9 protein-coding genes and 1 pseudogene are annotated in these 14,668 nt (G+C 55.9%); 3 read left to right on the top strand and 7 right to left on the bottom strand.

What is annotated here, in order from left to right; all coding sequences use genetic code 11:
* The first annotated feature begins 212 nt into the window (after nt 1-212).
* Complete coding sequence (locus ACF8AM_RS20805) at nt 213-1,571, top strand: Gfo/Idh/MocA family protein (protein WP_392557492.1); 1,359 nt, start codon at nt 213-215, stop codon at nt 1,569-1,571.
* A gap of 571 nt (nt 1,572-2,142) precedes the next feature.
* Here ACF8AM_RS20805 and ACF8AM_RS20800 read toward each other — a convergent pair.
* From ACF8AM_RS20800 to ACF8AM_RS20790, 3 genes are all read right to left on the bottom strand, one after another.
* Nucleotides 2,143-2,511: a VOC family protein gene (locus tag ACF8AM_RS20800; RefSeq protein WP_392557491.1), complete on the bottom strand. Its 369-nt coding sequence runs from the start codon at nt 2,509-2,511 to the stop codon at nt 2,143-2,145.
* Nucleotides 2,512-2,586: 75 nt separating this feature from the next.
* Complete coding sequence (locus ACF8AM_RS20795) at nt 2,587-5,541, bottom strand: PVC-type heme-binding CxxCH protein (protein ID WP_392557490.1); 2,955 nt, start codon at nt 5,539-5,541, stop codon at nt 2,587-2,589.
* A 17-nt stretch (nt 5,542-5,558) separates the two neighbouring features.
* A complete protein-coding gene (locus tag ACF8AM_RS20790) occupies nt 5,559-7,079 on the bottom strand; it encodes a hypothetical protein (RefSeq protein ID WP_392557489.1) in 1,521 nt (506 codons plus the stop codon).
* Nucleotides 7,080-7,614: 535 nt separating this feature from the next.
* On the opposite strand from ACF8AM_RS20790, the gene ACF8AM_RS20785 reads away from it, so the two are divergent.
* Complete coding sequence (locus tag ACF8AM_RS20785) at nt 7,615-9,156, top strand: sulfatase-like hydrolase/transferase (RefSeq protein WP_392557488.1); 1,542 nt, start codon at nt 7,615-7,617, stop codon at nt 9,154-9,156.
* Between the two features lie 672 nt (nt 9,157-9,828).
* On the opposite strand, the gene ACF8AM_RS20780 is transcribed toward ACF8AM_RS20785, so the two are convergent.
* The 4 genes from ACF8AM_RS20780 to ACF8AM_RS20765 form a co-directional block, all read right to left on the bottom strand.
* Complete coding sequence (locus ACF8AM_RS20780) at nt 9,829-11,163, bottom strand: Gfo/Idh/MocA family protein (RefSeq protein WP_392557487.1); 1,335 nt, start codon at nt 11,161-11,163, stop codon at nt 9,829-9,831.
* Nucleotides 11,164-11,416: 253 nt separating this feature from the next.
* Nucleotides 11,417-12,541: a Gfo/Idh/MocA family protein gene (locus ACF8AM_RS20775; protein ID WP_392557486.1), complete on the bottom strand. Its 1,125-nt coding sequence runs from the start codon at nt 12,539-12,541 to the stop codon at nt 11,417-11,419.
* Entirely contained in the window at nt 12,538-13,371 is an 834-nt protein-coding gene (nagB, locus tag ACF8AM_RS20770; protein ID WP_392557485.1) for a glucosamine-6-phosphate deaminase, read from the bottom strand. The genes ACF8AM_RS20775 and nagB overlap by 4 nt, the downstream gene beginning before the upstream one ends.
* Nucleotides 13,368-14,180, bottom strand: a complete 813-nt coding sequence (locus tag ACF8AM_RS20765; RefSeq protein ID WP_392557484.1) for a PIG-L deacetylase family protein — start codon at nt 14,178-14,180, stop codon at nt 13,368-13,370. Before ACF8AM_RS20765 ends, nagB begins: the two co-directional genes overlap by 4 nt.
* Nucleotides 14,181-14,552: 372 nt before the next feature.
* On the opposite strand from ACF8AM_RS20765, the pseudogene ACF8AM_RS20760 reads away from it, so the two are divergent.
* Nucleotides 14,553-14,668: pseudogene (locus tag ACF8AM_RS20760) on the top strand (AraC family transcriptional regulator); the annotation flags it as partial.

Here is a 14,668-nt window from a genome sequence, read left to right as displayed (position 1 = left end):
GGTTTCACGAGAATTCATCTTGGCAGTGTAGATGAGAATACAGAATGCGGCGATCGTGCCTGCTTCGTGGGGCGACGCCTGTCCGATTGTACCGGGACTCGTTCGCTCTGTTAAAATGTGCGGTCCAGTGAGCCTGGTAGGAGTTTGCCTCTCGCCGGTTTGCTTGCGTCTGTTTGGTCGCTCCCGTCCCCATCCCCACTCAGAAATTTGCCATGGAACGTCGCTCATTTTTGGCCGCCAGTGCTGCCGCTGCCACCGTTGCCGCCACCCACACCCAGTCCGCTTCGGCGGATGAAAGTCGCCGCCCGCGTCGCGTGGCGCTAATCGGTTGTGGTTGGTACGGCAAGTGCGATTTGCTGCAGTTGCTCAACGTGGAGCCTGTGGAAGTGGTTTCGGTTTGCGACGTTGACCAAAAGTTGCGCGACGAATGTGCGGACTTGATCGCAACCCGTCAGAAGTCTGGCAAGCGTCCGGAGACTTTCGCGGATTACAAGGATCTGCTTGCCAAGAAGAATGCGGACATTGTTCTGATCGCTACGCCGGACCATTGGCATGCGTTGCCGATGATCGCTGCGGTGGAATCAGGCGCGGACGTCTACGTTCAAAAGCCAACGGGCGTTGACACGTTGGAAAGCAAAGCGATGTTGGACGCGGCTCGACGAACCGGGCGAGTCGTGCAAGTCGGCACGCAACGTCGCAGCACACCGCACTTAATGGACGCCAAGAAGAATGTCGTCGACGCTGGATTGCTTGGCAACATCGCGTTTGCAGAGGTGTGTTGCTACTACCACATGCGAGCGAACAAGAATCCACCGGCGATCGATCCACCGTCGCACCTGGATTACGAAGCTTGGACAGGCCCGGCACCGATGCGTCCGTACACGGAATTGACGCACCCGAGAAAGTGGCGGGCGTTCATGGAATACGGCAACGGCATCGTGGGCGACATGTGCGTTCACATGTTGGACTTGGTGCGTTGGCAATTGGATCTCGGATGGCCGAAACGCATCAGCAGTGTCGGCGGCATCATGGTTCAAACGGATTCGCTGGCGAACATCACGGACACCCAAACCGCAACCTTTGACTTCGATGAGTTGGACGTGGTTTGGACACACCGAAGTTGGGGCAGTGCACCCGATCCAGAATATCCCTGGGCCGCGAAAATCTATGGCGACAAGGGCACGCTGAAGCTGAGCGTGAACAAATTCGAATTCGAACCACGCGGCGGTGGAAAGAAGCTTTCTGGTGAAGCTGTGATTGAAACCGATCAGTACCCGACCGACGTCACGGACAAGGAGAAGTGGTCCTTGGAATTGCATGTTGCCTCCGCCATACGAGGTCACATGCGCGATTTTTTGAACGCGATCGACAACCGCACCAAGCCGGTCGCTGACATCGAGCAAGGTCACATCAGCAGTGCGTCTTGCTTCATGGCGAACGTGGCGATGGAGCTTGGTCGGACGCTTGAGTTTGATCCGGAAACACACACGATTGTGGGTGACGAAGAAGCCACGCTGGCCCTCAAGCGAACCTACCGGGCCCCGTACCAGCACCCGGCTGATCAGGCGTAGCCTTTCCAATTGACAGGCCGCTGGTTGGCAGCTTCTGGAAGCGAGGGAACCGGGGCGAGTTGCTGTTCGAGCGGTGAATCAATCCGGGGCCCGGCGACCCCGGCAATGGATGTGTCGACCGTTCGGGCCTGCCGCGGCTCCACGGTTGCTGAGAGAAGGTGGTGACGACCGAGACCTTGGGTTAAAAACCGAGGCGAACAACTGTCACCGCTCCGCGGTTGTTGGCGCCCATTCGAAATCGCACAACCAGTCGCAGAACGCCGTTGAAAAATGGATGGCGGCCGGTCTGGGGTTCGCCCCGGATGGGGCCGTCGTGGGATTTGGGGGAGTCCCTCGCTCACGCGTTTTGAAGTTGCGCTTTTCTCAAAATCCGAAGCGTCAGCGAGGGAAAAACGATGTTGACTTCGCCTCGCTGACGCGTCGGGTTATGAAAAACCCAATGCCTCACGCAAACACGCAACTTCAAAACTCACGCGTCGGGTTGTGATGGGGGGCTTGGCCGACTCCGACGGGCAAGAGTGCCCATTCCACTGACAAAAGACGCAAGCACTGCGAGATGGCTGCTTCGGCATCAGGCCGGTTGCTTGTCTGACCACACGGCGAATTCGTTGCCGGAGGGTTCGGTGAATTGGAAGCGGCGACCGCCGGGGAACGAGAAAATTTCCTTGATGACGTTTCCACCGGAGGATTGGACCTTCTCCATCGTCGCTTCCAAGTCTTCGCTATAGAACACGACCAAAGCGGAGCCGTTGGAGGTCAACGAAGACTGGTCGGATTGATAGAAGCCTCCATCCAAGCCCGCTGACTGGTCGAACGCAGTGTATTCCGGTCCGTAGTCGGTGAACTTCCAACCGAAGCATGTTTCAAAGAATGCTTTGGTTTTGGAGAGGTCCGTGGCCGGAAACTCAAGGTAGTTGATCCGTTCGTGTTGGTTGGACATGCAAAATCCTGATTCGTGTTTCATCAATGGAAGCGGGAATTTACCAAGTTTCTTCGCGCGAATGGTTGCGAGGAATCATTTCACCTGCATTAAGTAGGCGATCAGGTCCGCCATCGCTTGCGGCGTGAGTTGTTCTTCGAAGCCTTCGGGCATGATCGACCTACCCGTGCTTTGAAGACGTTCAATGTCAACACGCAGTAATTCGTCCCGGGCCGATTCGGCTCGTTGAAGCGTGATTGCGGTTGCAGATTCATCGGTGATCATGCCGGTCAACGTTCGTCCGTCGATGTCCAGTGCGACGTAGTTCAAGTATTGCGGATTCACTTCGAGGTTGGGATCCAACACATTGGTGAGAATAAAATCTGCTCCGCGAGTTTTCACGGTTGCCAGGTTGGGACCGATCTCGTGACCGTGATTTTCAACCCGATGGCAGTTTGCACAGTGCGTGGTGAAAAGTTTGCGGCCGCGATCAACGTTGCCTTCTCGCTGCAATGCGATTTGGTAGGCCTGGACAACTTCTTCCCGATTGTTTGAACCGCTGGATTGAAGCAGTTGAAACGCCAACTTGCGAATCGCTGCGTCGGTGGACTTCGCCGCGACTTGCAATCGCGACCGGGAGACTTCGCTGATGGGAATTTGGCCGGCGGCGATTCCATCGAGCAAGGTCTTCAACCGGGTCGGACGAGCGAACAAAATCTCACTCGCGGTTTCGCGAAGGCTTGGACTGAAGCCGCTCCATTGCCGCAGGAGTGTTGCCGTCATTTCGTCGGAATCAAAACGCCCCCAAGTGTTCATTGCGGCGCGTTGAACTTCGATTGGTTGATGTGTTTTGATCAATGCCGGCAGGACGGCCGCGACTCGGTCGGGCGTGGCGTAGCGAAGGTTTCTGATCGCGGAAACACGAGCCTCGATCGAAGCGGATTCATCGGCGGCGTCGCGTTCGAGTGACGCAAGCATTTGCGCCATGGTTCTGTCGACGTTTGCCAGTTCACCCGAAGCGGCGAGTCGATGCAGGACGCTGCCGGACCGGGTTCGTGATTGTAGCAACTGACCCAAGATTGGGAGAGCAAAGTCGCCGTCGGTAGGCGAAAGAATCGAGACTGCGTCCAGCGCATGCTGAACTTCTTTCAGGTCGTCTTGCTGGCTGATCTGAGCGGCGAGTCGAGTCAGGAAGCCCTCCAGATGGGCGTCAACCGGTGGCGATAGCAAGGTTGCGAAAAGTTTGCCTGGCCCCGTGCCGACGGAACTCTGAACGGCGGTTTGCATCCATCGGTCGGCGGGATTCTGGTGAATGATTTCCGCCAAAATTGTGGTCTTGTCGATTTGGGGAAGTGATCCCACGGTGAATGCGAGTTGATAACGGACTTCGATCGATGGATCGCTTGCAACCGCGGCCAGTCGTTTGAGCAGGTCGTCATCGATGGGAATCTTCTCTGACAACCGAATCGCGAATCGACGCACGGCGGGGTGTTCATCGGACAGACACGCAAGCAGTGTCGCGGAGTTCAGTTTTCCGAGGCCGTCCAAGACAGCCAATGCGTGCAAGCGTCCGAGAGGCGATTCCGAATCAGTGGCCAATTGGCGAAGCGGTTGAATGGCTTTGCATTGCCTTTCAACCAGCAGGCGGGCTGCCGTTTCACGGTGCCAGGCATTGGGGTGCGCGAGACTGTCGATGAGAACGGCATCCGTCGCGGTTCGCAAATTGGGCGTGGGGCGGTGTTCGTATCCATTTGGGATCAGCCGATACAATCGGCCTCGTTCACGGCCTGCGGTCAGGTCCAAGTGCTGCTTGATCTCCGCCGGAAGACTCTTGGGGTGCTCGATGACTTCGCGGCAAACGTCGATGATGTGCAGGGATCCGTCGGGTGCGTTGGCGAACTGAGCGGGGCGGAACCAAATGTCTTTGGAGGTGACCAGTTCGCTGTTCGTATCGACTCGTTTTCCGATCCATTTCAGTCCATCAGGGTGCAGACGTTTGCGATGAATCAAGTTGCTGCCGACGTCACCGATGATCGCCATGCCTTGGAATGATTCTGGCCAAGCATCTCCACGCACGATCGTGACTCCGGTCGCGCCGGTGAAGTACCCCGCGGCGCGACCGCCACCTTCAATGGGGCCGCGAGCCTTGCCGCTGACTCGCAATCGCGTTCGGACGATGCGCCAAGGTTCCACGGGGCTGGTTCGAAACACTTCGGCTTGTGGTCCATCTTCGGCGATGGAGATTCGAGCCGGGGCGGGTTGCAGCAGCGGGTTGCGACTGAGGTAGCGGTCTTCGTACATGACTTGCTGAAGATGATCGCTATTGGAGGAAACGAATTTTCGTCCCCAATTGTCGAAACACATTCCGTGTTGGGCCGCGCCGCTGGTCAGTTCGAACTCGCCGGTGCGAGGGTCCAGTGCGATGTCGCGTCCGCGAATGTTGATGGCGTCGGATTCCGTTTGATCGGGTTGCCGGATCATCCCGCCGGTGCTGCTGCACGCGATATGAATGCGGTTGTCGAGTCCCCACCGGAACGAATTCATGAGGCCTTGGACATTGGACGTGCCAAATCCCGTCAGGACGGTTTCACGCTCGTCCGCTTTTCCGTCTCCGTCTGTGTCTCGAAAGTAAACCAGGTTGGGTGCGTCGCCGACGAACAGACCACCTTTCCAAGGGAACAAACCAGTGGGCCAGAGCAGACCGTCAGCGAAGATCGTGCTGGTGTCGTAGATTCCGTCTTGGTCCGTATCAACCAAGTGAGAAATTCGCGAGATGCCTTTGTCCCGATCTTCGCTGTAACCTCGCATTTCACAGACGAACAGCGATCCGTCCGCTGCCCATTCCATCGCCACAGGGCTGGTCACCAACGGTTCGCTGGCGATCAATTGAATCTGAAACCCATCGGCGACTTGAAAGTCGTGGAGCGTTTTCGTTGGTGGTGTCGGCGGCACGCGTGGAAGTTCAGCGGCATAGTCCTCCTCTGCCACTCCGGTTCGAAATGCCAATCCAAGCAGTAGCGTCAGGCCGGTGACAACATGGTCGAAACGCATGGTGCGTATGATCGATCTCATCGTGATTCCTCCACCGCAGTTTTGTTGGTACCGGTTGAAACGTTCGTGGTTTCAGTGGATTTGGTTTCGGTGGGTGGTGGCTGCTGTTTCTGTTTTTCCTCGGGGACGTTCAGCAACGTTCGAACGCCTTTCATTAAAAACTTTTCAACTTCAGGGGCCACCTTGGACGCTCGTTGACTGGTTTCATAACCACCTTGTGAATAGGCTTCTTCAGTGCCGATGTATCCGGGGCCGTAGTCACCATAAGCTGCCATGGCGACCTTGAGATCGGGACGCATGGCCTTGGCCGCCAATTGATACTCGACGAACAATTCGCCCGGCATGTGCAGCAAACGAACATCCCCGATGGACAGACAACTCAGCTCGATTTTGTGTCCGTTTTGGCAACGAAGCAGCCAAGCCAAATCGTCAGGGCTTCCCCAGTAGTCGGTTGTGTTCCAAGTCTGCAGCTTTTCGCGAAGAGCGGCTTCGTCCAGATGCGGAGCGGGAGGAAGGGCGACGGGAGTGAACGCCCAATTCACATCTGCCGCGGAGATGGCAAACTTTTCGGTGGAGTCGGCTGCGGCTTTCATCGCATCCGCCAAGCGTTGAGCCAGGATCATGCGGTTGGTCGGCGATCCGTCGTTGTACTTTCCTGCTCCGATATTGCCGCCGGCACCGTTGAAGTGAACGTGCAGGACGTTGGGACGGTCTTGGCCTCGAATGAAGCGAGCCAGACCCGGAAAATCTGGGCTGGGCACGCCGGTTCGATAGTAGCTTTGTGGATGGCAGGCGTAATGCGTGATCACCGCCAGGGCTTGGTCTCCATGAAAGAACGTCAAGGAAGTCAACTCAGGATCGATGGTGCCATCCGGTTCGGCTCGTAGTTTTGGATCGCGGCAAGCAGTGTAGCGGGTGGCAAAAACCTTCCCGTCTTCCGTTTGGAGGCGACGATTGGAAGCGATCTCTTTGACCTCGGCGGATCCCCATCCGGCGTGAGTGACTTCCTTGGCACTGGCGATTCCGTCGGTGACCGCGTCGGTCAGACGGTCCAGGACTTTGCGGGCCAGTGAACTGTCGTAGGGCCCCATATCGGATTTCCCGGTTGCATTCACCAATTGTTCAGCCGTGAAATCGCAGCGTGGCGCATCGTGTTGATGCAAGGTGTGCACGGCGACGCGATCGGGAGTCGTCCCGGCGGCTTTGGCCAGACGACTTCGGAATTGATCGTGTCCTTCGTTGCCAATTCCGATCCAATCGACCGCACAAAGGACGATCGGTTCGTCGGCCCCGAGAAGGACGATGCCACGAGCCCGAAGGGTCATTTCTTCGACTCGTTTCACGCGGTCGTACGCCATCATGGAGCCGACCGGCGGAGTGGCGTCCACGTCAAACGTTGCGAGGCGAACAGTCTGAGTTTGAGATGCTGGGACCAATGTTTCTGACTGGGCCATCAGTCTTGCCGGCGCAACATGCGATCCGACCAGACAGGTGGTGAAAAAGCAGAAAGCAAGTGGTTGCAACAGAGAACGGGACATCAAGGTGGGCTCCGTGCGAGTGACCAAACATGCGAAGGAAGATCACGCTCTGTGTCGGCAAGGAAAGTAACTCAACGAATTTCAACCGGAGATCGACGACGCGTTGAGGATTCCAGGCCGTGAATGCGTGGCCGTGTCCATTCGAAATGGATGGCGATCAGGGGGAGTTGTTGGTGGGAGGATCCGCTTCCGGTTTTCAAGCTGAGTCGCTCAATCGGATCGGCAATATGGTAGCAGATTGAAACCCGCGTGATGGGGTGAGAAACACGTTTGACGCCAAAGAACGGAAGCACGTGAGTGAGAGCTATTGGGATCGATCGCGTCGCGGCGTCTCTCCGAAACGCTGTCATGTGCGAGTTTCTGAGAGACTCGCCTTCGAGAGGTTCTCCCCGATCACTCCCGCCAACCTGCCTGGTTAGAATGATTTGGCGTTTTTTTTCGGATTCACTGCGTCAATGATGCGTTCCATTGGAATCTCATGATGCCTGGGAATGCACCCAGGACTTCTGCTGGGCCAACATGGGAATTGGATTGTATGAACTCACGGCGTGTCGCGTGTCTGTTGTGGTTGGCTTTGGGTGGCTGGTTCTCTCTGGTGGTGACAGCCAACAACGGAATCGCCCAAGATGTCACGGCACCAGTCAATCGCCCTAACATTCTGTTGATCCTTTGTGACGATTTGGGTTACGCAGATGTGGGATTCAATGCGGCGCATTTTGGCGTGCCGACCGATGTCGTGACTCCTCATCTGGACCAATTGGCGAAAGAAGGGGTCATGTTCACCCAGGCATATGTGTCGCATCCATTCTGTGGTCCCAGCCGCATGGCGTTGTTGTCGGGACGGATGCCACATTGTTTTGGGGGGCAGAAGAATCTTCCCAATGAGTCTCTGCAACTGTTGGATTACAACGAGAAAGGCATCCCGGAATCGGAGGTGTTGATCAGCTCCGTTTTGCAGCAATCGGGGTATCGAACTGGGTGTTTTGGGAAGTGGCATCTTGGGAGCGAACGCCCGTTTCATCCCAACCAACGCGGGTTTGAGGAGTTCTATGGTTTTCTGGGAGGCGGCCATGTCTACTACCCGTCGGTCACGGACGAGGTCGAGCCGAAGGTCAATGATTACCAGTATTTCTTGGAACGAAATGGGACGTCAATCAAGTCGCCGGAAGGGGCCTATTTGACTGACACGTTGACGGAGGAAGCCGTGAAATTCATCGCGACCAATGAATCGGACCATCCGTTCTTCTTGTACCTCGCCTACAATGCACCGCATTCTCCTTTACAAGGCAAAACGGAAGATCTGAAGGCATTGTTTCCGACGCACAAGCCGTCAAACCCTCAAAATGGCGTGGACTATCGAGACTACGGAAAACGCCAAAACTATGTTGCGATGGTGCACGCGGTCGATCGAGGCGTGTCACGTTTGATGCAGACCCTGAAGGATCCCAATCAGGATGGCGATTCAAGTGACTCCATTGCCGACAATACCTTGGTCGTTTTCCTCAGCGACAACGGCGGAAAGATCTTGCAGGCGGGAAACAACGCTCCGTTGAAAGACGACAAGGGATCGACACACGAAGGAGGAATTCGCGTTCCGATGCTGATGGTTTGGCCGGGGCACTTGGAACCAGGAACCGTTTTTCCGCACCCTGTCACCGCTTTGGACTTCTATCCCACGTTTGCGGCGCTGGCGAATGCCACTGTCCACCATGAAAAAGTCTTGGATGGGAAAAATGTGTGGGAGGAACTGACGTCCGGCGTGAATCCGCATGCCGATGACACTCTCTTCTGGCTGCGACATCACGGTGGAGGCAATGAGGTTGCGATCCGAAAAGGCAATTGGAAGGCGTATCGAAAACAGTTTGGCAAGTGGCAGGTATTTGATGTTCGGGAAGACGTTTCGGAATCCAAAGACATGGCAGCCGAACAACATGAGTTCTTGAGTCAAGCGATTCGTGATGGAGGTGTTTGGAGTACAACGCTGGTTGCGCCCAAATGGCATGACACAGATGCGGGACGCAGGAGTTGGATCGAAAACGAGATGCCGAAGTACGAGCGAACGTTTCAAATGCGTTGATTGCGCGGGAAGTTCAGGCGGTCGTTCCAGCGAAGAAGGTGCGACGGTGCAAGCAGGAGTCACTCAGCATTGGGGCTATGTCGGCCGCCGCTGTTTCGCTTTGGGGACTTCCGTTTTCCAGTGACATCTCTGGTGAACTTCCCATAACTTCATTTTCCAAAGCTAGCGGTCTGTAACGACTATTTTCTCGGGCCGTGGACGAGGCGACGAGTCCTGGACCGGCGTCTAAACCAAGGACTCGTCGCCTCGTTCACTACGGTTAACACTCTCATTTGAATTTGACAAATCGCTCGTCTTGCGTGAGGCGACTGAAACGGTTCAGGCGGAAGAGAGGGAGGGTGCCGAGCATGGAAAGCCGCGCGGATGGCCTTCCCCCGGAAATCTCACTGAACGCTCGCTTTCCGACCCCTCCCGCTGCAGAGGTCGTGCAGTGTTTAACTGCTCTGTTGCCAAGCGTTTATCATCACCCTCCGCCTGCGAGGGGCGAGCGAAGCGAGGGGAGGGTCGAGCATCGGAACCAGCGGGTAACCTTCCCTGACCCGAAGCGGGCCGACCCTCCGAAAGGGAGGGTGAAATAATACGGCACGACCTCTGCGCGGGCGAAGGTCTCAAGGCGTTCCTGGCACGGTGTTTAAAAACCGGACGACATCCTCGGTAGAGCGGGGAGACCGATCAGATGAGTTTCGTTTTTCCTGGGATCGCGAAACTTGGTTCAGGGCGGCTGCCGTCCCATTGCAAGTCTTTGGGGAAGAGATCCAATTTGGATTCATTCGCAACGAAGTCCCAGGTCACTTTTTTCCCGGTGTAAGCAGCCATCCGTCCCATGACGGCGGTCAAAGAACTGTTCGCGGTTTCGAGCAATTCGACGATGGGTTCGCCAGCGCGAATTGAATCGATCAAATCCTTGTGCTCTTGGCGATATGCATCCGCGATGCTGCCTTCGAGTTTCAAGGTTTCTTTGCCGTTGCGATCCAAGAACGTGGATCCACTGCTACCGGCACCGATGATGGCGAAGCCTTTGGTTCCGCGAACCGTGCTTCCGTTCTCGGCGGTGGTGCCAGGGATTTGGCGACACATGAATGAAACGGGACGATCGTCTGTGTACAGATAGTCGATGCACATGCTGTCCCACATTTCGCTGTCCTCGGGACGGGTGAAGCGACCGCCCGAACCGTAAGCGCTGACGGGAGGTCCTTGCATGACCCAGTTCATCAAGTCGATGTTGTGAACGGCTTGTTCGGCGATCTGATCACCCGACAACCAGATGAAGTGCATCCAGTTGTTGAGCTGATATTGGGTGTCGCTGACACCTTCGGCACGGTTTTTGTACCAAATGCCGTTGCTGCAATAACGCGAAGTCATGCCGATCACGTCTCCGATTTCGCCGTCATGGATGCGTTTGACGGCTTCCATGTAGTTGCTTTGGCGACGGTACTGGGTGCCGGTGACAATCGCGGTGCCATTCTTCTTGGCTTGTTTGTGAGCCGCGACACAGATTCGGTAGCCGGCGGGATCAACGCAGGATGGTTTTTCAGCAAAGACGTGCTTGCCAGCTTTGACGGCTTCGGCGATGTGCGAAGGACGGAAGGCAGGCGAGGTGGTCAGAAAGACGACTTCCACTTCGGGATCTTCCAAGACCTTTTTATAGGCGTCCAAACCAGTGTGGATGCGGTCGTCAGCGACGTTGATTTTGTCAGCGTGACGACGTTTCATTCCGGTGCGAAGACGTTCTGCGTTGCCTTGGTCCAAGTCAGCAATCGTGACCAGTTCGATGTTGTCGTTGATGGTCAGCGAATCGTTGACGGCACCGGTTCCGCGGCCGCCAGCACCGACGATGCCGATTTTGATCTTGCGATTGGGATCGGATGACGCTGCGTGTGTGTGAACCATTTGGTTGGCACCGACGGTCGCGGCGAGCGCTGCGGTGGCGGTGGCACCACGACGCAGAACATCGCGGCGATTGGTGGTCTGACCATCAGAAGTCGGACGATTCAGATTCGGTTTCATATCAGGCTCACTTGGAAATGTTCAAAGGAACAATCGCGGCGTCACGATTGGTTCGGGAAAGAAACAAGGAAGGTGGGAAGCGACCAAGCGGGTTGGTTCGCAGGCGGGACAACATGGATGGGAATTGGACGAGGCCACTGATCTTCTGGGTAGCAAATCAAGCGGTTCTCGTGACCTCGTCCTTCCCATTCGATTCACCCGAACACGGGCTTCACGAAGTCTGGTTTGAAACGGTCATTGACTTTGCAGGATGTTAAGTGCTGACCGTTTCATTGTTTTGCAGTTCGATTGTTTTGCCGGTTCGGAAGGACTCATCCGCCGCGGCCACAATTTTCATGGAGTTGACCGCATCCTGAAGATGGGCCGTCAAGTCGTTGTCTTGTTGAATCGCATCCAGGAAGAACTGTTGCTCACGGTGGCAGAGTCCATCGTGGTCGGGTTCATCCTCGAGGTGGATCCACTCGTCATCACTAGCGAAGTTGCCTTCGTCGTTGAGTTTGCCATGGTGCAAGCGGATCGATTCCGTCTTGGTGTGGGCATCGACATTGTCGCTTTGTCCGGTCGAGGATGCAGTTTCTGCGACGATTGATGCGGCTCCATTGGGACCGACAACGTCTTTCACAAAGAACGCGGTCTCACTCATCATCGGTCCCCAGCCGGCTTCGTACCAACCGACCGAGCCGTCTTCGAACGTGACTTGCAACTGGCCGTAGTTGACCATTCCTTCAGGGAGTTCGTCGGTCAGGCGTGCGCCGATGCCTGACACACGGACGGGGCGCGAGCCCGTCATTTGGCACATGACATCGACGTAGTGCACGCCGCAGTCGACGATCGGTGAAACCGTGGACATCAACCGTTTATGAGTTTCCCAGGTGGCACCGGAAGACGATTGGTTGAGGTTCATTCGCATCACAAGGGGCTTGCCCAACGTGTGAGCGATTTCGATGAAGCGGTTCCAGCTTGGGTGATGCCGCAGGATGTAACCGACGACCACTTTGCGGTTGGTTGCCAAGGCCGAAGCCACGATGGATTCGGCGGCTTCGACGGAATCAGCCAGCGGTTTTTCGACGAAAACGTGGCAGCCGGCTTCCAAGGCGGCGGTGACAAATCGAGCGTGCGTGTCCGGCCATGTGGAAACGCAGACCGCATCTGGCTGGGTCGCTTGCAGGGCTTCGTCAAAGTCTTGGTAGGTCGGGTAGTCGCTGCCAAGTTCTTCGTTCAGTTTGGCTCCCGATTCTGCGGACCGAGTGCAAATGCCAACGATTTCAAAACCGTCGATCGCTTGATATGCCAATGCATGGGATCGTCCCATGTTGCCGGCGCCCACGCACAGAATTCGGACGCGTGATTGGGGGGAGGTTTCTTTGGTCGCACTCATTGCGGGGTTTCTCCAAGGGTAGATGGCGACAAGCATTCCGCAGCCGCGTCGTCGAGTAGATACTGCACGTCGCGATGCGTCTTCAAATAAGAGGCTGGGATCGTGGAAGTGATTGGCCCCTCGATCGAACGCTGGACGATGTCGGCTTTGTGTTCGCCAAAGGCCAGCAATCGAATGCGGCTGGATTGCAGGATCGAGTCGACTCCCATCGTGATCGCGAGCAGTGGGACTTGGTCCATCCCTCCGAAATCTTTGACCGCATCGACGCGTGTGAGTGTGTCCAGTTTGACCAGTCGTGTGCGTGTGTCTCGTGTGGCACCTGGTTCATTGAATCCGATGTGGCCGGTGCGACCGATGCCAAGCAGTTGCAAATCGATGCCGCCGGTGGTCGCGATCAGTTCATCGTAGTCGCGGCAGTATCCCGGAACCGCTTCCAGTTCAATCGTTCCGTTGGGGATGTGAATATTGGTTCGTACAATATCGATGTGGTCAAACAACTGTTCGTTCATGAAACGAACGTAACTTTGTGCCGCATTGGGTTGAATGGGAAAGTACTCGTCCAAGTTGAACGTGATCACATTGTGGAACGACAGTCCCTCTTCGCGGTGCATTCGCACCAATTCCCGATAGACACGGATCGGGGTTGAGCCAGTCGCCAATCCCAGCACGCAGTTCCGATTCTCGGACGCTCGTTGACGAATCAGTGCTCCGATTTCCCTTGCCACACGTTTACTGGCTACGGCGGCATCGGAAAGTTTTAGAACGGACAGTCCCTGAGAGGACTCGATCGTGTGTTTGAGCGGCGTGGGGCTATCCAAGGTACTACTCATGAGTTGGTCGCTTGCATTGCAGAGTCGGGCGAATGGGATGAATGTTGGATCGGGAAGAGAGTCGCCAGCAAATCTTCAACCGGATGACCGTGCCCGCGATGTTGCACAAAGGCTTCGGCCGCGTCCGTTCCGATGTCGGTACCGCGAGCGTGGCTGTGTGCCTGCATTGCGGACAAGTATTCATTGATGCCGTTGTGCGATCGCAGCCATTCCAGTTGGCTTTCGTGACAAGCAAGCATCTTCGTTTTGGTTTCGAGTTGCTCGCTGATGTCGACAGAGGTGGTTGGCGTAATCGGGGTGCCCATTCGATCTTGCCCGTCGTGTCCGTCGGTGTAGTACAGGTAGGGAACACTGGATCCATCGATCAACGGTTCGGTCGAAGCGTTGGGAGCGGCATAGACGAAACTAGCCGCTCGACCAAGTTGCCCAGACACCTCGTGATCGGCGTGGTAATCCGACATTGGCATCGTGATCACGAGCGTTGGAGCGATGCGTCGAAACAGGTCGATTGATTTTTGCAGTGATTGACGGTCGTAGACGACTCGTCCATCCGGTTCACCCAAGGTGTGAAAGGTCGCGCCAATCAAGTTGGCTGCATTGGTGCCTTCGAGAATACGAGTGCGGGCGGTTTCTTCCGGATCCATGTTCATCGACCCGCAGTCGCCGGCAGTCACCGAAACGATGTGGACATCCCATCCTGATTCTTGCAATCGAATCAATGTGCCGCCGCAACTGATCTCCGCATCGTCGGGATGTGCCATGAAGGCGAGGGCCACTTTTCGGTCTGGAATGGAAGAGCTGATCGACATGTCGGGGTGACTCACAGTTGCGGGATGCGGTTCGTCGCCGACCATTCTGCTGAGTTGCCAAACGCGTTTCTCCACGCCGGTTGCCCATTTGTGGTACTTTATTTGCGCGTCAGTGGGTTTGAATATGAAAGTTCGCGCATTTTTCCAAGAAGTGATACTTTTTGTGCGCCCCTTTGAACGATGCGAAGCAAGTCGTCAGACATCATCGGGCTGACATACCCGAGGTAACCTGAATAGCTGTTTCGAGAGACGCCGTTCGAAGGCGGCAATTCGCGGCAACGAGTTGTCGATCCAGTTCTTTCGACTGCGTTCACAGCACTGATTCTTCCGTGGAAACTGAACAGCCAGTCGTCGCCTCATCATTCGCATCCCATGAAAGCCTCTTACGAAAAACTGGTTCCCGACGGCGGTCAATCGTTTCGATGCTTCAATCGCGCGTCGTTGCAATCGCCGGTGAAGTGGCATCGGCATCCAGAAGTTGAGTTGAC

It is taken from the genome of Rhodopirellula sp. JB055 (assembly GCF_043100905.1).
GTDB lineage: Bacteria > Planctomycetota > Planctomycetia > Pirellulales > Pirellulaceae > Rhodopirellula.
This window is presented reverse-complemented; position numbering and strand designations above follow the sequence as displayed.